Below are 17979 nucleotides of genomic sequence, written 5' to 3'. Positions count from 1 at the left end.
AAACTGGCGCCATGATCGATCGACGCGTTGTGTTCACCGCAGCAGCCATTGCCCTGCTCGCAGCCTGTAGTTCCCGGTCCCCGTCACGCAGCGCGCAACCGCAGTTGCCGGCAACATCGGTATCGACTGCCGCTGCGCCCAGTAGCGCGCCGCATGCATTGCTGCTGATTTCCATCGACGGCCTGCGCGCCGACATGCTCGATCGCGGCATCACGCCCCACCTGTCGCAGCTGGCGCGCGATGGCGTGCGTGCGCGCTGGATGACGCCGTCGTATCCGTCGCTGACCTTCCCCAATCACTACACCCTGGTCACCGGCTTGCGCCCGGATCACCACGGCATCGTGCACAACAGCATGCGCGATGCGGAGCTGGGCGGTTTCTGGCTGAGCAAGCGGGATGCGGTGACCGATGCGCGATGGTGGGGCGGCCAGCCGGTCTGGGTGGGCGTGGAAAATGCCGGAATGCACGCGGCCACCTGGTCGTGGCCGGGCAGCGAGGCGGCCATCCAGGGCGTGCGCCCGACCCATTGGCGCCATTACGAAGAAGGCGTCGCCATGGACGCGCGCGTGGACACCGTCCGGTCCTGGCTCAAGCGCTCCGGTGCCGAGGCCAACCGCCTGGTCACGCTGTATTTCGAACACGTGGACGAGGCCGGGCACGACCACGGCCCGGAATCGCGCGCGTACGCCGACAGCGTACGCGCCGTCGATGGCGCCATCGGCCGCCTGCTGGCCGGCATGCAGCGCGACGGCACGCGCGAGCGCACCAACATCATCGTGGTGTCAGACCACGGCATGGCCGAAGTGCCACCAGGGCATGCGATCAGCGTGGAAGACATCGCACCGCCGGGCCTTGCCACCGCCACCACCGACGGACAGGTGATCGGGTTCGAGCCCAAGCCGGGCCAGCAGGCCCACGCCGATGCCACCCTGCTCGGTGCGCATGCGCACTACGACTGCTGGCGCAAGGCCGCGTTGCCGGCGCGTTGGCATTACGGCACGCACCCGCGTATTGCGCCGATCGTGTGCCAGATGCACGAAGGCTGGGATGCGCTGTTCCCCGACAAACTGGCCAAGCGCACACACGCGGGCATGCGCGGCTCGCACGGCTTCGACCCGGCCCTGCCCTCGATGCGCGCGGTGTTCCTGGCGCAAGGCCCGGACCTGGCGCAGCACACGACCTTGCCCGGCTTCGACAATGTAGACGTGTATGCGTTGATGACACGGCTGCTGGGCATTGCCGCCGCGCCCAACGACGGCAACCCGGCCACCTTGCTGCCGGCCTTGCGCGCGCCGCCGGCCGATACGCACTGAACCCGGCGCGGATCCACGCAATCCGCTCTGCCGCGTGTCTCATGGCCCGGATCGATCGTCGGGCAACCACATAGCGACCGACACGCGGACATAAAAAACGCGGCGCAAGCGCCGCGTTTCGGTGTCGCGAAGTGGGCTGGGATCAGCCGGCCTTGGCAACGGTCTTCTTGGCAACGGCCTTCTTGGCCGGGGCCTTGACCACGCCCTTCTTGGCAACCGGGGCAGCTGCACCCACGACAACCTTGCTCACCGCGTGCAAACGCGAATTGCCGTAGCTGGAATTGTAGCGCTTGCCCTTGGCGGTCTTGCGGTCACCCTTACCCATGTTCGTCGACTCCTGAATGTGAATACAAAATCCCCGTGCTGGCACGGGTCTGGCGAGGTTTACGCCGGCGGCGCCCTCGCGCAAGGCCGGCAAGCCTATCACGTCGGCCTCGGCCAGCGCAGCTTGGCGAGCCCGGCAGCGCTGTAGGGGCGTACGAACTTGTGCAGCAACAGCGAACGACCGGCAGCGCTGACCGCCACGCAGGCGCTTGCCTGGTGACGGGTTAGTGCGCGCAGTTGGCGTCGTGCACGTGCACATGCCCGTGGTTCAAGCGCAGATTGACCAAGTGGGCGATACCCACCAGCGCCCCGCCCAGTGTCATCACCACTGCGTGCGGCACCACCGAGTGATGCAACGGGTCATACAACAGGCCAACCCACAGCAACGCCAGACCCGGCAGCAGCAGCGCCAGCGCATGCAACGCCTTGTGCCGGCGATAGCCCAGCACCAGGCTGAAAAGGCCCAGCAAGGTCACGAACACCACGATCGCCAGCTCCACGCCGTCGCCCAGCCAGAACGACAGGCCCAGCGAGGGGGCCAGGGCCAGCACCAGCGGCAGCACCGCGCAGTGCACGGCGCACAGCAGCGAACCGGTCGCGCCGAAGCGGTCGAGCAGGTGACGAAGGGACGGTAGAGGCATGACTTCCAGCAGGTGCTCACAACGACGTGGAATAATATAACATATTCCTCACTTCAGACTTGTGCCACTGCGTTGCGCGGTGCAGGTCTTGTCCTCGGCGCAGGCGAACTGCGCCTTACCATTGATATAAAGTAACAATTACAGAGTCAGGCCCGCCATGCATTCTCGCCTCGTTTCGTCGTTCCGCCGCACCACCCTCTCGCTGGCATTGACCAGTCTGCTGACTCCTGCCCTGGCCATGGCCGAGGACGCGCCGGCCGTTGCCGACCCGCAGACGCCGCCCAGTTCGGACACGCGTCACGACGCCACCCATTCCAGCGGTCGCCACGTGAAAGACCTGGACAAGGTCGTGGTCACCGCCAGCCCGTTGCGCGATGCGGCCGGCGAGTTGAGCCGCCCGGTCGAAGTGCTGGCCGGCGAACGTCTGGACGAAGTGCGTAGCGAGAGCCTGGGCGAAACCGTGTCCAGCCTGCCCGGCGTGCAGAGTTCCAATTTCGGCCCCGGCGTTGGCCGGCCGATCATCCGCGGCCTGGACGGCCCGCGCGTGGCGGTGCTGCGCGATGGCCTGTCCACCCAGGACGTGTCGACGGTCAGCCAGGATCACTCGCCGGCGATCGAACCGTTCCTGGCCAACCAGATCGAAGTGCTGAAGGGTCCGTCGACATTGCTCTACGGCTCCGGCGCGATCGGCGGCGTGGTCAACGTGGTCGACGGGCGCATCGCCGAAACCCCGGTGGACGGCTTCAGCGGCCGCGCCGAAGTGCGCTTCGATGGCGGCGACAAGGACGGCAACACCGACATGTTCCGCGTCGATGCCGGCAATGGCAGCGGCCTGTCGATCCACGCAGACGGCGTGTATCGCAACCAGAACAACTACGACACCCCGGAAGGCCCGCAAGCCAACTCGTGGATCGATTCCAAGGTGGGTTCGGTCGGCGCCTCGCTGTCCGGCGACTGGGGCTTTGTCGGCCTGTCGGCCTCGCGTTTCCGCGACAACTACGGCAATCCCGGCGAACCGGGCGACCTGTCGATCGGCGAGCGCGGCGTGTCGTTGAAGCTGCAGCAGGACCGCTACGACCTCAAGGGCGGGCTCACCGATCCGTGGGGCGAGGGTAGCGCGCTGCGTTACAGCTTGGGCCACACCGATTACGCGCATACCGAGTTCGAAGGCGAGGAAGTCGGCACCGTGTTCACCAAGCGCGCCAACGAAGGCCGCGTGGAAGCCTCCTTCACCTTCGGCGGCGGTTGGCAGACCGCGTTCGGCCTGCAGGGCAGCGACACCACCTTCCAGGCAGTGGGCGAAGAATCCTTCGTGCCCAAGACCGACACCCGCTCGCTCGGCGTGTTCGGCGTTGCGCGCAACAGCTGGGACCGCGTCACTGCCGAAGTCGGCGCGCGCGTGGACAAGGTCAAGTACACCACCGACATCGGCGTGGACCGCGACTTCACCCCCACCAGTTTCTCGCTCAGCAGCGGCTTCCGCTTCAACGAACAATGGCGTTTGACCGCCAACCTCGACCACGCCGAACGCGCGCCGGCCGAAGAAGAGCTGTTCGCCAATGGCCCGCACATCGCCACCCTCGCCTTCGAGATCGGCGATGCCGACCTGAAGACCGAAAAGGCCAACCAGGCCGAGCTGGGCCTGAACTTCCAGAACGAGTGGGTGGATGCCAAGGTGGCGGCGTACTACAACCGCTACAACGACTTCGTCTACATCGTCGATACCGGCAACCAGTGGTTCAACGAGGAAGACAACGACTTCCTGCCGATCCGTCAATGGACGCAGAACGATGCGGTCTTCCATGGCTTCGAAGGCGAGGCCACGTTCCATCTGGCCAACAACGACACCGGCGCCTGGGATCTGCGCGTGTTCGGCGATACCGTGCGGGCGCGCCTGAAGGAGGGCGGCAACCTGCCGCGCATCGCACCGGGCCGCGTCGGCGCGCAGATGCGCTGGAATGCAGATGCATGGCGTGCCTCGCTCGGCGCCACCCGCACCATGAAGCAGGACAAGGTGGCAGTGAACGAAACCGCCACCGACGGCTATACGTTCGTCGATGCGCATCTGGCCTACCACGTGGATCGCGGCAGCAATGCGTGGGAAGTGTTCCTGGACGGCAACAACCTGACCAATCAGGACGCACGCGTGCACACCTCCTTCCTCAAGGACGATGTGATGCTTCCCGGCCGCAGCGCCTCGTTCGGCGTGCGCATGTTCTTCTGACGGCGCTCTCTCTCCCGCCGTCATAAGCGAGGCCGCCTTCGGGCGGCCTCGTCATTTTTGGCGGCAGGCCTGCCGGCATCGGCGCAGGGCAACGAACCACCTAGCGGCGCTGCGAACGCAGCGGGACGACGCAAGATGCATGGATGTTGGCGCAGACGACCTCGTCGGTCTCTTTTCACAAGGCACCTCGGCAGGCAATCGCATCACTGCGCATCCTGCGCACGACCATCGCAGTCGGTGTGGCGCGCCGCCCCGGATGCGAAGCAGGTCAACGCACCACGATGCGTTCTGCCTATCGCCATTCAATGGATCGCAACATATCGCGGCGAATCCTGTGCCGAAACCGTCGCATCGCGTGCGTGGATCGGCATGCCATGCAGAAACTGTGCAAAAGGTCACGCGAGTGTCGCCCGACGCTTGGCTTGCGAGCGCGGATTGCACCATCTTTAATCGGTGCAGCATCGATCGACAGGCATTACCAGCGTCGGCTGTGCGAACGCGCACTTGGGGGGAACCGACAGATGACCCGTTCGCATCCATCAGCGGTTCGGGCAGACGCGCTTCACTGGTTCTTTGGCAATGGACAGACATGGACCCTACTGCATGCTTTGCGCGTTTTTCCTGTTGCACGCAGCGTGCGCTCTCGCCTTGCACCGACGGCATGTTTTCGGCGTTGCTCGAGCGGACGTGATGCGCGCGGCCACTGCCGCGCGGATCTACTTTCAACTTCTGCTGGCTCTTCTGCTTCCGGCTCGATAGGCAAGGCCCGAATGTGTTGAGGCAGTTGCACCGACCGATCGCCTGATCGGCCGGAAGTGGGGACTGCGTCGTATCGCTCGTGCCTATCCTCTGACTGGAATCAAACGGAATGAACTGTTTTCGCAGGCACCCTCTCGCGCTCTTGATCGGTACCCTACTGATCACCGGGGCACCACTGTCGGCAGGGGCCGCCACACCGGCGGCCTCTGCCACCGCCACCGCCGCTTCCAAGGACAAGGCCGGCGATCCGCTGCTGCGCTACCAATGGCATCTTTCCAACCAAGGACAGGCGGTGATCAGCGACAGCCGCCCGGTACCCGGTGTGGATATGGACGTGGACATCCTGCATTCCTTGCAAATCCGTGGCCACGGCGTACGCGTCGGCATCGTGGACGACGGCCTGGAACTGCGCCACGAAGATCTGGCCGACAACGTCTTGCCGAACGGCTCGCACAACTTCGGCGATGGCTCGCACGACACCACTCCAATCGACTCCGGCAACGGCCATGGCACCTCGGTGGCTGGGATCATCGGGGCGGTCGGCTGGAACGGGCGGGGCGGACGCGGCGTCGCGCCGGAAGCACTGCTGGCCGGATTCGATCTGCTCGCGCGCGATTCGTCCGACACCGATGCAAACATCCGCTACGCATGGGGCGACGGACCGGAGGCGCGCAACATCGATATCTTCAACAACAGTTGGGGTGCTCTTGCGTACAACTACGTGGACATGCCCAGAGAGGATCAGCGCTCCTGGGAAGCATTGATGGCCTCGACCCGCAATGGCCTGGGCGGCATCTATGTCAAGGCCGCAGGCAACGGCTTCAATTCTGTGTTGACCACTGACGACAAGGGCAACACTGTCGATATATGCGGTGCCGCCACGCGCGCGTTGAATGTCGGCTGCTCACAGGCCAACACCGATCCAACGAACAACCTCATCGGCATCATCGTGGTCGGTGCCATCAATGCGAAAGGGGTGCGCTCGTCTTACTCCTCCAGCGGCTCAGCGCTATGGGTCTCGGGAATCGGCGGAGAATTCGGGTTTCAGAGCAAGTTTTTTCCTGGTCTCGATGAGCCGGGCATCTACGATCCGGCGATCGTCACCACCGACCTGACCGGCTGCAGCGCCGGGGCAAATTTGGACGGTGTCCTGCCCGTCAACGCACTGGATACCAGTGCATCCAAGATCGACGCGTCGTGCAACTACACCGCGCTCATGAATGGCACTTCCTCAGCGACTCCAACGGTCTCCGGCGTTGCGGCGCTGATATTGGGTGCCAACCCGGGCCTGAGCGCCCGCGATGTCAAATACATCCTGGCCACCACCGCACGCCAGATCGATCCTTACCAGCCGCGCGCGACGTATCAAGGCAGCGTGATCGACCCGGGCTGGATCACCAACGCGGCCGGACACCGCTTCAGCAACTGGTACGGCTTCGGACTGGCCGATGCCGCGGCAGCGGTGTACAAGGCCGGCAACTTCACTCCGCTGCCGCCGATGCGCGACACGCAATGGATCGCGTCCACCGATGCACCCAGCCAGATCGGCGGGCCGGCAAGGCCAGGCACGTTGCGCATCCGCATCGAGCAGGCGATGAAGATAGAAGCGGTGCAGTTGTCGCTGCGATCGGCGCATCTGACCCCGAGCAATCTGCGCGTGGTACTCGTCTCGCCCAGCGGCACCCGCAGCGTGGTGGCCACGCCGTTCTCGGTCCTGGACCCGGCGGCCTATGCCAAGACCGGCTTCTATATCGATCTCACCTCCAGCAATGCCTTTCTGGACGAAACCTCACGCGGCATCTGGACACTGGAAGTCACCGACATGAGCGAACCCGGCAAGACCGCCGCGCTCAAGACCTTCAATCTTCGCATCGTGGGGCACTGACATGAAGATCGCTCTTGTTGTTTCCCTGTTGCTGGGCTGCAGCGCTGCGAGCGGCATTGCGCATGCAGCGCAGGCGGCCGACCCGCAGACCCTGTCGGCGGCGGCCACCGGCGCACGCTTCCGCTCCGGGACCGAGACATTCCGCATGTTGCCCGCCACGGTCATCACGCAGAAGATATCCGCCGTCGATGCCAAGCCGAGATCGGGGCCTTCCGGCGTGGCGCGTGCGGGGTCTGCCACGCCGTCGCCGGGCGGCAAGGTGCTCGCACGCATCGGCAACTTCCTGGTGGTGCTCGACCCGCCTGTCAGCGCGGCCCGCAGTCAAACCGCCACGCCAGAACGCACGCTCGCTGCCGCGGTGAACGAGCGCAACGACCGGGTCGTGCTGGTCAGGCCGCAGGTGAAGCTGACCGGCACCACGCCTGCCACGGCAACCGCGCTGGCCGGAAGGACCGGCGGCAACATCGTCTACGCCTCCCGGGTGGACGGCAGCGCGGTGATCGCCTACGACTCGATCGAGCAGGCACAACGCGCTGCGACCCAGCTGCAGGGCAGCAACGGCATTACGCAGGCATCGCTGGTGGTGATGCAGTCAGTCAGGCAGCCGATGTGACACCCGACGGCCGCAGGCAGACACCTGCGACCGTCGTCTCTGGCGCGCTGTCATCGGCGCCATCACCGCAGTTTTTCTTCTGATGAGGGGACATGATGATTTTTTCCTCGCAGCGCTCCGCGCTGTCGTCTGCGCTGCTGCTGGCACTGTGCCTGTGTACCGGTGCGGCCAGTTCGGACAAGGTAGCCGCGCAACCCGCTGTAGGCGTCGCGGTCAAGCAGAAAACGCAAGGCGACGATCCGCTGTTCCGCTACCAATGGCATCTGCTCAACCAAGGCCAGCCGGTGTTCGGCGACGGACGTCCACTGCCCGGCGTGGACATGGACGTGGACATCCTGCACGCGCAGGGCATCCGCGGCGCAGGCGTCAACGTGGCGGTGGTCGATAACGGGCTGGAGATTGCGCACCCGGATCTTGTCGACAACATCCTGCGCAACGGTTCGCACAACTTCTTGAACGGTTCCAACGACCCCACTCCGCCGGCGAGCGACATCGACGGCGATCATGGCACCGCAGTGGCAGGCATCATCGCTGCGCGGGGATGGAACGGCATCGGCGGGCGCGGCGTTGCACCGGAAGCGAAACTGGCCGGCTTCAACGCCAGCGACACCACCGATGGCAGCACCCAGTACGTCAACACCCGCTATTCCTGGGGCGATGGGCCCGAAGCCCGCGTGATGGATGTCTTCAACAACAGCTTCGGGGTCTCGGCTGCGTTCTATCAATACAGCGACACCGACGAACAACGCTCACTGGAACGGCTGATGCAGGCCCAGCGTGGCGGCAAGGGCGGCATATACGTCAAATCGGCGGGCAATGATTTCACTACGCTGTTGGATGTGGATGCACAGGGCAAGCTGATCGATCGCTGCAGCGACCAGACCCGGCAGCTCGGCGTTGCCTGCAGCACGGCCAATATCGACAACTTCAACAGCCTGTCGACCATGATCGTGGTCGGTGCGGTCAACGCCAACGGGGTGCGCGCCAGTTACTCATCGCCCGGGTCTGCACTGTGGGTATCCGGGCTCTCCGGCGAATTTGGATTCCAACGCAGGTTCGACCCACATCCGGAGACCTTCAAGGCGTCGTACGGGCTGCTCAATGCAACCAGCCCGCAGCCGTTCTATTCGCCAGCGATCGTCACCACCGATTTGAGCGGCTGCAAAGCCGGCAACAATCGCGACCGCACGCGCGCAATGCAGAATGCGCTGGACAGCAGCAAGTCCAAGATCGATGCATCGTGCAACTACACCGCACGGATGAACGGCACCTCGGCTTCGGCCCCTACCGTCGCAGGCGTTGCGGCGTTGATGCTGAGTGCCAACCCGCAGCTGACCCTGCGCGACGTCAAATACATCCTGGCGACCACTGCGGTGCAGGTCGACCCCAAGCAGCCAAAGGTGTTCTACAACGGCAGCGTGATCGAGCCAGGCTGGATCACCAACGCGGCCGGACATCATTTCAGCAACTGGTATGGGTTCGGCCTGGTGGACGGAGCCGCCGCAGTGGAACGCGCCGTGCATTTCACCTCGCTGCCGGCGATGAAAGACACCCAGTGGACGGTCTACGACGGCAAAAGCAGCACCATCGGCGGTGCCGGGTCACCTGCACGATTGTCGATCGACATCAGCCAGTCCTTCAAGGTGGAAAGCGTGCAGCTCTACTTCTCTGGCACGCACAAGGATCCTCGCAACCTGCGCACCGTGCTGGTCTCGCCCAGCGGCACCCGCAGCACCGTGATGACGCCGTTTTCCACGCTCGACAAGAGCGACGAAGGCTTGGTGGTGTTCCTGACGTCGAGCAATGCCTTCCTGGACGAACCCTCGGCCGGACGCTGGACCCTTGAGGTGGACGACATGCTTGCCGACAACGGCAAGGAACAATTGACGGAATTCGAAATGCGCGTGGTGGGCCACTGACATGAAGACATCTCTGATCGCCCTGCTGGGTGTCGTTGCAGCCAGTGTTTGCGCGCCCGCCTCGGCACAAGTGTTCGATAGCGCACGCCTGCGCGCTGCCGCGACCGGGCAAACGGTTGTAGTGGGTCGTGCCAGTTTCCGGCTGATTCCCGGTGCGGTGGTCCGCGTGGCCGACACGGCGCGCGCCGCTGGGCGCACGGCGTCGCTGCAAAGCACGCAAACCAGCGCGGATGCGCCGTTAGCGCGCTTCGATCGCTACGCCGTCTATCTCGACAGCGCGAGCGCCGCACGCACCGCAGCGCTCACGGAACAACCGGCGACTGTCGCGGCAGCGCTGGAAACGCGCAGCGGCCAGCTGGCACTACTTGGCGCCTCGATCAAATTGTTCGACACCACCCCTGCCATCGCGCGTGCACTCGCAACGCGCACTGGCGGCAAGCTGGTCTATGCATCGGCCATCGATGGCAGCGCGATGATCGGCTACGACTCGGTGGCAACTGCCCTGAAAAACTGTGCGCAATTGCAGGGCAGCGCGGGCGTTGGAGCGATCAAGCCCGACGTGATTCCGCGCGCGGCACGGCCGTTGTAATGCGGCTGCGGTGATGCACGCCACGCTGTCACCATGGGGGGCAGCGCGGCGCAATGACGCAGCCCGCGTTACACCGGCAGCGGGCTACGTTCGGCGAAGTGTCCACGCCAATACGGGTAATACGGATACGGCGGCTCCACCGCGCTCACCGCATCCAGACGTGCGCGTTGCTCGGCGGTCAACAACCAACCGACTGCGCCCAGGTTCTGGCGCAACTGGGTTTCGTCGCGCGCGCCGATCAACACCGTGCTCACGGTGGGCCGTTGCAGCAGCCAGTTGATCGCGATCTGCGGCACGCTGCGGCCGGTTTCTTCGGCGATCGCATCGAGTACATCGACGAGCGCGAACAGGCGTTCGTCGCTGATGGCCGGACCGGCGGCCGCAGTGGCATGCAGCCGGCTGTTGTCCGGTAGCGGTTGGCCCCGGCGCACCTTGCCGGTCAGCCGCCCCCAGCCCAACGGGCTCCACACCACCGCACCCACGCCCTGATCGATGCCCAGCGGCATCAGTTCCCACTCGTAATCGCGCCCGGCCAGCGAGTAATAGGTCTGGTTGGCGACGAAGCGGCTCCAGCCCTGTGCGTCGGCCACCGCCAGCGACTTCATCAACTGCCAGCCGGCGTAGTTGGATGCACCCAGGTAGCGCACCTTGCCGGCGCGGACCAGGTCATCGAGCGTGGATAGCGTTTCTTCCATCGGCGTCATCGCATCGAAGGCATGCAGCTGCAGCAGGTCGATATAGTCGGTGCGCAGCCGTCGCAACGACGCATCCACTGCACGCAGTAAACGAAAGCGCGAAGCACCTGCGTCGTTGGGTCCATCTCCGAGCCGCAAGCCGGTCTTGGTCGACAGGATCACCTGATCGCGGCGGCCCTGCAGCGCCTGGCCGAGCACATCCTCGGAGGCGCCATCGGAATACACATCGGCGGTATCGAACAGCGTGAGGCCCGCCTCCAGGCAAAGATCGATCATGCGCCGTGCCTGCGCCACATCGGTATTGCCCCATGCGGAAAACAGCGGCCCCTTGCCGCCGAAGGTGCCGGCGCCCAAACCGAGCACCGGCACCTTGAAGCCGGAACGACCGAGAAAACGTGTATCCATCGCACTACTCCGTGAAGCCGAAAGAAACTGTGCGCGCAGTGCCGGTCAATCCGACAGCGCGCGACGCCAAGCGCAAACACCCGCTCGCCGAAGACCTGCACCGATCGCGCAGGTCTGGTGAGCGCCTGCGGTAACTGCACACGCCACGCGCGAGGCCGCAAATCAACCGGGCTGCACGCACACGCCCGGCGCGACGGCACCACGACGATGCAGATGCACACTCCACAGCGCGATGCCCAGACCGACGACGGTCAGCAGTGCGGCAACCCATGGTGTGGCCACCAGGCCGGCGCGCGTGGCGATCACCACACCGCCCAGCCAGGCGCCCAGGGCATTGCCCAGATTGAACGCGGCGATATTGAGGCTGGAGGCCAGGTTCTGGCCGGCCCCGCGCGCATATTCGAGTACGCGCCATTGCAACGGCGCCACGGTGGCGAAGGCGGCCACGCCCAACAATCCGACGCACACCACCATCGCGGTCTTGTGATGCAACACAACGCCCATCGCAGCGAGCACCACCACCAACGCCGCCAGGCTGCCCAGCAAGGCGGCAGTGGGACGCCGGTCGGCCAGACGGCCGCCCAGCAGATTGCCGACGATCATGCCCACCCCGAAGACCAGCAACACCGGCGACACCGCCGCCTGCGCAAACCCGGTGACATCCACCAGCAACGGCTGGATATAGGTAAACACTGCGAACACGCCGGCGTAGCCCACCACCGTCATCGCCAGGGCCAACACCACTTGCGCACGCCCCAGCACCGCCACTTCCAGCCGCCATGACACCGGCGCGGTAGCGCCTGCGCTCGCCGGTACCCACAGCGCGACTGCCGCCGTGGCGAACACGCCAATCACCGCCACCGCCCAGAAGGTAGCCCGCCAGCCCAATTGCAGACCCAGCCACGCACCGGCCGGCACGCCCAGCAGAGTCGCCACGGTGAGGCCGGCGAACATCAGCGAAATCGCCGAAGCGCGGCGCTCGGCCGGGACCAGCGAGGTCGCCACCACTGCGCCCACGCCGAAGAAGGTGCCGTGGGCGAGTGAGGTCAGCACACGCGCGACCATCAGGCTGGTGTAGCCCGATGCCAGCGCGCAGGCCACATTGCCCAGGGTGAAGATCGCCATCAAGCCGACCAGCACGGCCTTGCGGGGCAGCCGCGCAGTTGCCAGCGTCAGCACCGGCGCACCGACGAACACCCCCAGCGCATAGCCGCTGATCAGCAGGCCGGCGGCACTGAGCGACACCCCCAGATCGGTGGCCACCTGCTGCAGCAGCCCCATGATGACGAACTCGGTGGTGCCGATGCCGAAGGCACCGATGGTCAGCGCCAGCAGGGCTGGCGGCAGACGGGACACAGGAGAGGACATGACAGGAACCAGGCAAGGACTGCGCACAGCCTGCGCCGCACAATCCTCTTCAAGAAGCCTTGTTATGCTGATTCACTTTCAATGCCACGTTGATAATGCATGGACCGTCTCGGCGATATCGCGCTGTTCCTGCGCATGCTGGACCTGGGCTCGATCACCGCTGCTGCGCACACGCTGGATCTGTCGGTGGCGGTGGCCAGCCAGCGCCTGAAACGGCTGGAACGCGACCTGGGCGTGCGCCTGCTGCACCGGACCACCCGGCGCCTGCACCCCACACCGGAAGGGCAGCAACTGGCCGCGCGCGGCCGGGTGCTGGTGGGCGACCTGGAAGCGCTGGCCGACGACCTGCGCGAGAGTGCCCACGACATCGGCGGGACGTTGCGGGTCACGCTGTCGGCCTCGTTCGGGCGTCAGTACATTTCCCCGCTGCTGCCCGCCTTCCAGGCCCGCCACCCGCGCCTGCGCATCAGCGCGCATCTGAGCGACGACCTGGTGGATCTGGTCCAGCAGGGCTTCGACCTGGCGATCCGCATCGGCGCGCTCGACGACTCCGGCCTGGTGGCCCGGCGCATTGCCGACAACCGCCGCATGCTGGCTGCCTCGCCTGCGTATCTGCAGCGACACGGCACACCGCGCACTCCCGAGGAATTGATGCAGCACCCTGGCGTGCTGCTGATGGGCCGCGATGGCCGCCAGGACCTGTGGACGCTGCAGACGCCGGATGGCGGCCAGGTGCGGGTGCGCATGCAGAGCCGCTTCGAAAGCAACTTCGGCGAACTGGTGCGCGATGCGGTGCTCGCCGGGCAAGGCATCGCGGTGCATTCGTACTGGCATATCGCCGACGACCTGCGCGCCGGTCGCCTGGTCGAGGTGATGGCCGACTACCGGCCTGCCACCTCGCAGATCAGCGCCGTAATGCCCGCGCGCCGGCTGCAGCCGCCACGGGTGCGTGCGTTTGTGGATTTTCTGCTCGAACATTTCGGCCAGACGCCGCCGTGGGAATCGGCAACGGGCGCATGAGCGCCTGCATGACGGCCTGCTGAAAACTCGCGTCGGCGGCGCGCATGCCGCACGCTACGTGTCGCCGTCCGCAGGTCCGGGCCAACTGTGCGCGCAGCGCGTTGCCGATGCCGGCAGCGCCACCACGCGGACGCCTTATGTCCGGCTGCGCTGCAGGCGTTTGCCAAGCGCGCGTCGCTGGGCATCGCTGAGCAGATGTCCGTGCGTACTCAGCAGACCGATGATCTGCTGATGCGCCAGCTGCGTGCGCCTGGCAAGCTCGTCAGTCGCCGCCTGTTCGATCGCCTTCCAGTCGGCTGGGGTGGAGGGAGCAGCAAGGGATCGGGGGTTTGCAGGCATGACGATCGGGACACCGGAGACAGGTCGCAAGAATACGGAATGTGCGTGAGTGATCGATCAGCGACATTGGCCTGGTGGCTGCGGCTCACTGCCACGTGCAGGCATCGGCGGCATTGTCGAGTCTGCCGCTGATGGGCGCACCACGGCGTCCCTTGTAGGACCGCACTACCGCGGCTGTGCCGCACAACGCCAGCGCACGAGCGTCCCGCATGCCCTCTGCCACCGCCGACCTGACCGACATCCTGCTGCGCCATGCGCCAGCCGACGGCATCCACGCCACGCCGATCGCCGGGTTGCACGTGATGCGCAGCGCCGTCGCCACCGACTCCATCCCCACCGTCTACACGCCGATGCTGTGCCTGGTGGCGCAGGGCCGCAAGCGCGCGATGCTGGGAGCCCAGGCCTATCACTACCATCCGCAGATGTACCTGGTGGCATCGGTGGACCTGCCCATCGTCGGCTCGGTGATCGAGGCCAGCGCCACGCACCCGTACCTGTGCTTTTGCCTGGACCTGGACACAGCGGTGCTCAGCGAGCTGGCGATCCACCACGCAGAACTTGCCGAGCCGCAGCGCGACACCGCAAGCGCCGGTCTGTTGCTCAACGCAGCACGCCGCAGCTGTACGACGCTGCGGTGCGGCTGGCAGGCCTGCTCGACCGACCGCAGGAGATCGCCGCGCTGGCCCCGTTGGTCACGCGCGAATTGCTCTATCGCCTGATGGCCGACCCCGCCAATGCGGTGGTGCGCCAGATGGCGATTGCCGACAGCCGTCTCAACCAGATCTCCAAGGCCGTCGTGTGGCTGCGCGAGCACTACGCGCAGCGTTTCAGCATCGAGCAGATCGCCGATCTGTCGGCGATGAGCCGCTCCACCTTCCACGAAGCCGATCCCGAGCTATTCCAGCGTCGGCAGCACACTGGTCTCCAGCTCGCGCCACCACAACGAGTATTCGCTCTGCACCGCCGTCACCGGCTGCACCGCATGCGCGCGCCGGATGGTGTCGGCACCGGCTTCGGACAGCCCGAAATGCGTCACCTTGCCTTCGGCGATCAGGTCCTTGACCGTGCCGGCCACCTCCTCGATCGGCACCGCCGGGTCCACGCGATGTTGATAGAACAGATCGATGCGATCGGTCTTCAGACGCGTCAGGCTGGCCTCGGCCACCGCACGGATCCGCTCGGGACGGCTGTCGAGCCCGGCGTCGGCATGGCCCTCCTTGAAGCCGAACTTGGTCGCAATCACCAACTGGTCGCGGTGCGCCACCAGTGCGTTGCCCAGCAATGCCTCGTTGGCAAAAGGCCCGTAGGCCTCGGCCGTATCGAAGAAGGTGACGCCTCGCTCCACTGCCGCCTGCAGCAAAGCGACGGCCTGCGTGTGCGCGGTCGCCGGCCCGTAACCATAGCTCAGGCCCATGCAGCCCAAGCCCAGCGCCGATACCTGTAAGCCGCTGTTTCCCAACTGTCGTCTTTGCATTTTTTGCTCCTGCAGCAACCGCCGCATCGAATGAGTCGGCTACGGGCGGCGACACCGCTGCAGCACCGATGCGCGACGATAGTCCTGTGCCGCCAGCGCATTGCACCGCAGGCCGCGCTAACGCTTATGAGCGAGCCTCATCAACGCGCAGCGCGCCCGCATCATGCGGCTGGATCCGCGCCTGCGGATGCAGACAACGCGCCACCGACCACTGCCATCCATCGCGCAGTGCTGACGTTGCAGTTAGAACCCGTTCGGCGCTTCGCGCTTGCCGGCGGTGGTCACCGCCGACGGTTGCGGCCGATACGCACGCAGAAACAGCGCTACCGCACTGGCGACATACGCCTGCTGCGTTGCAGCCGGTGCCTGAAACAGCTCGCCACGCATCGTCGCACTGGCCGGCAGACCGGTCATCAGCCCGAAGAAATGCACTGATGCATCCGGCAGGTCGTCGATCGCCAGTGTGCCCTCGGTGACTTCGCGCGCCAGCAGGGCGCGCATCATGCGGTCGTAGCGCTCGAAGCACAGCATCCACATCTCCTCGCGCATCTGGCTGGGCAACAACGGCGGGCGCACCAGTGCGTACGCGGCATCGTCCAACGCACTGCGGCGGGCCACGCGCAGCAGCGCTTCGGCAACGGCAATCAGGCGCTGATCCAATGGCCCGCGCGCCTGCAGCAATACGTCCCAGTGACTGCGCGGCGCATGCGCCAATGTCTCGAGCGTGGTGCGGAACAGCACCTCCTTGGACGCGAAGTACGCATACAGCGTGGCTTTGGACACCCGCGCCTGTCGGGCGATGCTGTCCATGCTGGTGCCCTCGAATCCGTCACGCTGAAACAGCGCACGCGCTGCCGCCAGGATCGCGCCGCGCTTGCCGGGTGGCGCATGCGCAAGCGGGCCGTCGTCGGCCGGGTTGGCGTCATCCATGCGGCTGCCCGGTTGCGACGCTGGCCACCTCCGGCTCGGCCGTCTGCAACCAGCCGCCACCCATGGCCTTGTAGAACGTCACCAGATTGGTCAAGCGCGACAGCTGCGTGCCGATCAAGGTCTGCTGGGCGCTGTACAGCGAGCGTTGCGCATCCAGTGCCTGCAGATAACTGTCGATGCCGCGCTCGAAGCGCGCCTGCGACAAGCGATAGCTATCGGCGGTCGCGTCGACCAATGCCTGCTGGGCCTGCAGTTGCCGGCCCAGCGTGTCGCGTTGCGCGAGCGCGTCGGACACTTCGCGGAACGCGCTCTGGATGGATTTTTCGTAGCGGGCCACTTCGATATCGCGGTTGGCCTTGGCCATATCCAGATTGGCGCGATTACGCCCGGCATTGAAGATCGGCAAGGTCAGCGTCGGCACAAAGCTCCAGGCGCGCGTGCCCGAATCGAACAGGTTCGACAGGCTGCTGCTGGACGAGCCCACCGAGCCGGTCAGGCTGATGCTGGGGAAGAATGCCGCACGCGCTGCACCGATGTTGGCATTGGCCGCACGCAGGTTGCGCTCGGCCTCCAGGATGTCCGGGCGACGCTGCAGCAATTGCGACGGCAACCCGGCCGGCACGCTGGCCAACACGTTGCCGTCCACGCTGGCACCGTCGGGCAACACGCGCGGCAACAAGGATTCCGGCACAGCCGTGCCCACCAGCAGCACCAGGGCATTGCGATCCTGCGCCACCTGCGCGGTGTAGCGCTCCACGTCCACGCGTGCGGTTTCCACCGTGGTCTGCGCCTGGCGCAGGGTCAGCTGCGAGGCGACGCCCAGCTCGAAACTGCGTTGCTGCAGGCGATAGCTATCGCTTTGGCTGCTCAGGGTGGACTGCGCCAGTTGCAGCGATGCCTGATCGGCAGCCAGGGTCAGATAGACGGTGGCGACTTCTGCGACCAGGCTGATATGCGTACTGCGCCGGGCTTCGGCGGTGGACAGGAACTGTTGCAACGCCTGTTCCTTGAGGCTGCGCACGCGCCCGAACAGATCCAGTTCGTAGGCACTGATGCCGATGTTGGCACTGTAGGTGCGAAACACCGCCGGCTGCCCGGGGATGGCAAGCTCGCTCGGCGTGCGCGAATTGTTCGCGGTGCCGGTGCCATCGATGGCGGGCACCAACGCAGCCCGCTCCACCCGGTATTGCGCGCGCGCCACCTCGATATTGAGTGCAGCCACGCGCAGGTCGCGGTTGTTCTGCAGCGCCAGCGCGATGACCTGCTGCAACGCAGGGTCGGTAAAGACCTCGCGCCAGCCGATATCGGCCACGCTGCGCGCCTGTTCGGTGTCAGCGGCACCAGGCGTTGCGGTGGACCCGACCCCGGCGAAGTGGTCCGGTACCGGCGCGTCTGGGCGGGTGTAGCGCGGCATCATGGTGCAGCCAGACAGCACGCTGGCTACCGCGATCGCGGCAAGTGTCATGCGAATCGGTGTCATG

The 17979-nt window shown here is 65.7% G+C and carries 14 protein-coding genes and 2 pseudogenes; 8 read left to right on the top strand and 8 right to left on the bottom strand.

Going from position 1 to position 17979, the window contains the following annotated elements; genetic code table 11:
• Positions 1 to 11: 11 nt before the first annotated feature.
• Positions 12 to 1313 carry an ectonucleotide pyrophosphatase/phosphodiesterase gene (locus GGR62_RS03945; RefSeq protein WP_184406678.1) on the top strand — a complete coding sequence of 434 codons (1302 nt, stop codon included), beginning with the start codon at positions 12 to 14 and terminating at the stop codon, positions 1311 to 1313.
• Positions 1314 to 1455: 142 nt separating this feature from the next.
• On the opposite strand, the gene GGR62_RS03940 is transcribed toward GGR62_RS03945, so the two are convergent.
• Entirely contained in the window at positions 1456 to 1638 is a 183-nt protein-coding gene (locus GGR62_RS03940; protein ID WP_184406677.1) for a 30S ribosomal protein THX, read from the bottom strand.
• A 223-nt stretch (positions 1639 to 1861) separates the two neighbouring features.
• Positions 1862 to 2278 carry a MerC domain-containing protein gene (locus GGR62_RS03935; RefSeq protein WP_184406676.1) on the bottom strand — a complete coding sequence of 139 codons (417 nt, stop codon included), beginning with the start codon at positions 2276 to 2278 and terminating at the stop codon, positions 1862 to 1864.
• Between the two features lie 157 nt (positions 2279 to 2435).
• Between GGR62_RS03935 and GGR62_RS03930 the strand changes: the two genes are divergently transcribed.
• The 5 genes from GGR62_RS03930 to GGR62_RS03910 all read left to right on the top strand — a co-directional run bounded on the left by GGR62_RS03930 (position 2436) and on the right by GGR62_RS03910 (position 10267).
• On the top strand, positions 2436 to 4502 hold the full coding sequence (locus tag GGR62_RS03930) for a TonB-dependent receptor (protein ID WP_184406675.1): 2067 nt from the start codon (positions 2436 to 2438) through the stop codon (positions 4500 to 4502).
• Between the two features lie 868 nt (positions 4503 to 5370).
• On the top strand, positions 5371 to 7146 hold the full coding sequence (locus tag GGR62_RS03925; protein ID WP_184406674.1) for a S8 family serine peptidase: 1776 nt from the start codon (positions 5371 to 5373) through the stop codon (positions 7144 to 7146).
• 1 nt (position 7147) lies between these two features.
• On the top strand, positions 7148 to 7759 hold the full coding sequence (locus GGR62_RS03920) for a hypothetical protein (protein ID WP_184406673.1): 612 nt from the start codon (positions 7148 to 7150) through the stop codon (positions 7757 to 7759).
• Positions 7760 to 7893: 134 nt separating this feature from the next.
• Positions 7894 to 9678, top strand: a complete 1785-nt coding sequence (locus GGR62_RS03915; RefSeq protein ID WP_260305494.1) for a S8 family serine peptidase — start codon at positions 7894 to 7896, stop codon at positions 9676 to 9678.
• 1 nt (position 9679) lies between these two features.
• Positions 9680 to 10267 (top strand): hypothetical protein, encoded by a 588-nt coding sequence (locus GGR62_RS03910; protein ID WP_184406672.1) that lies wholly within the window; start codon positions 9680 to 9682, stop codon positions 10265 to 10267.
• Positions 10268 to 10335: 68 nt separating this feature from the next.
• On the opposite strand, the gene GGR62_RS03905 is transcribed toward GGR62_RS03910, so the two are convergent.
• Together GGR62_RS03905 and GGR62_RS03900 are read right to left on the bottom strand one after the other, a co-directional pair.
• Complete coding sequence (locus GGR62_RS03905) at positions 10336 to 11367, bottom strand: aldo/keto reductase (RefSeq protein ID WP_184406671.1); 1032 nt, start codon at positions 11365 to 11367, stop codon at positions 10336 to 10338.
• A gap of 162 nt (positions 11368 to 11529) precedes the next feature.
• Positions 11530 to 12735: an MFS transporter gene (locus tag GGR62_RS03900; protein ID WP_184406670.1), complete on the bottom strand. Its 1206-nt coding sequence runs from the start codon at positions 12733 to 12735 to the stop codon at positions 11530 to 11532.
• 99 nt (positions 12736 to 12834) lie between these two features.
• Between GGR62_RS03900 and GGR62_RS03895 the strand changes: the two genes are divergently transcribed.
• Positions 12835 to 13755 carry a LysR family transcriptional regulator gene (locus GGR62_RS03895; protein ID WP_184406669.1) on the top strand — a complete coding sequence of 307 codons (921 nt, stop codon included), beginning with the start codon at positions 12835 to 12837 and terminating at the stop codon, positions 13753 to 13755.
• Between the two features lie 135 nt (positions 13756 to 13890).
• Here the strand turns inward: GGR62_RS03895 and GGR62_RS03890 are convergent, their stop codons facing one another.
• Entirely contained in the window at positions 13891 to 14094 is a 204-nt protein-coding gene (locus GGR62_RS03890) for a hypothetical protein (RefSeq protein WP_184406668.1), read from the bottom strand.
• 209 nt (positions 14095 to 14303) lie between these two features.
• On the opposite strand from GGR62_RS03890, the pseudogene GGR62_RS03885 reads away from it, so the two are divergent.
• Positions 14304 to 14974: pseudogene (locus tag GGR62_RS03885) on the top strand (AraC family transcriptional regulator N-terminal domain-containing protein); the annotation flags it as partial.
• Positions 14975 to 14992: 18 nt separating this feature from the next.
• On the opposite strand, the pseudogene GGR62_RS03880 reads toward GGR62_RS03885, so the two are convergent.
• From GGR62_RS03880 to adeC, 3 genes and pseudogenes are all read right to left on the bottom strand, one after another.
• Positions 14993 to 15568 (bottom strand): annotated as a pseudogene (locus GGR62_RS03880) (aldo/keto reductase); the annotation flags it as partial.
• A 243-nt stretch (positions 15569 to 15811) separates the two neighbouring features.
• Entirely contained in the window at positions 15812 to 16498 is a 687-nt protein-coding gene (locus tag GGR62_RS03875; protein ID WP_184406667.1) for a TetR/AcrR family transcriptional regulator, read from the bottom strand.
• On the bottom strand, positions 16491 to 17978 hold the full coding sequence (adeC, locus tag GGR62_RS03870) for an AdeC/AdeK/OprM family multidrug efflux complex outer membrane factor (protein ID WP_184406666.1): 1488 nt from the start codon (positions 17976 to 17978) through the stop codon (positions 16491 to 16493). Before adeC ends, GGR62_RS03875 begins: the two co-directional genes overlap by 8 nt.
• Between the last annotated feature and the right edge of the window lies 1 nt (position 17979).

It is taken from the genome of Xanthomonas sp. 3075 (assembly GCF_014197275.1).
In the GTDB taxonomy this organism is placed as follows: Bacteria; Pseudomonadota; Gammaproteobacteria; order Xanthomonadales; family Xanthomonadaceae; genus Xanthomonas; species Xanthomonas campestris_B.
This window is presented reverse-complemented; position numbering and strand designations above follow the sequence as displayed.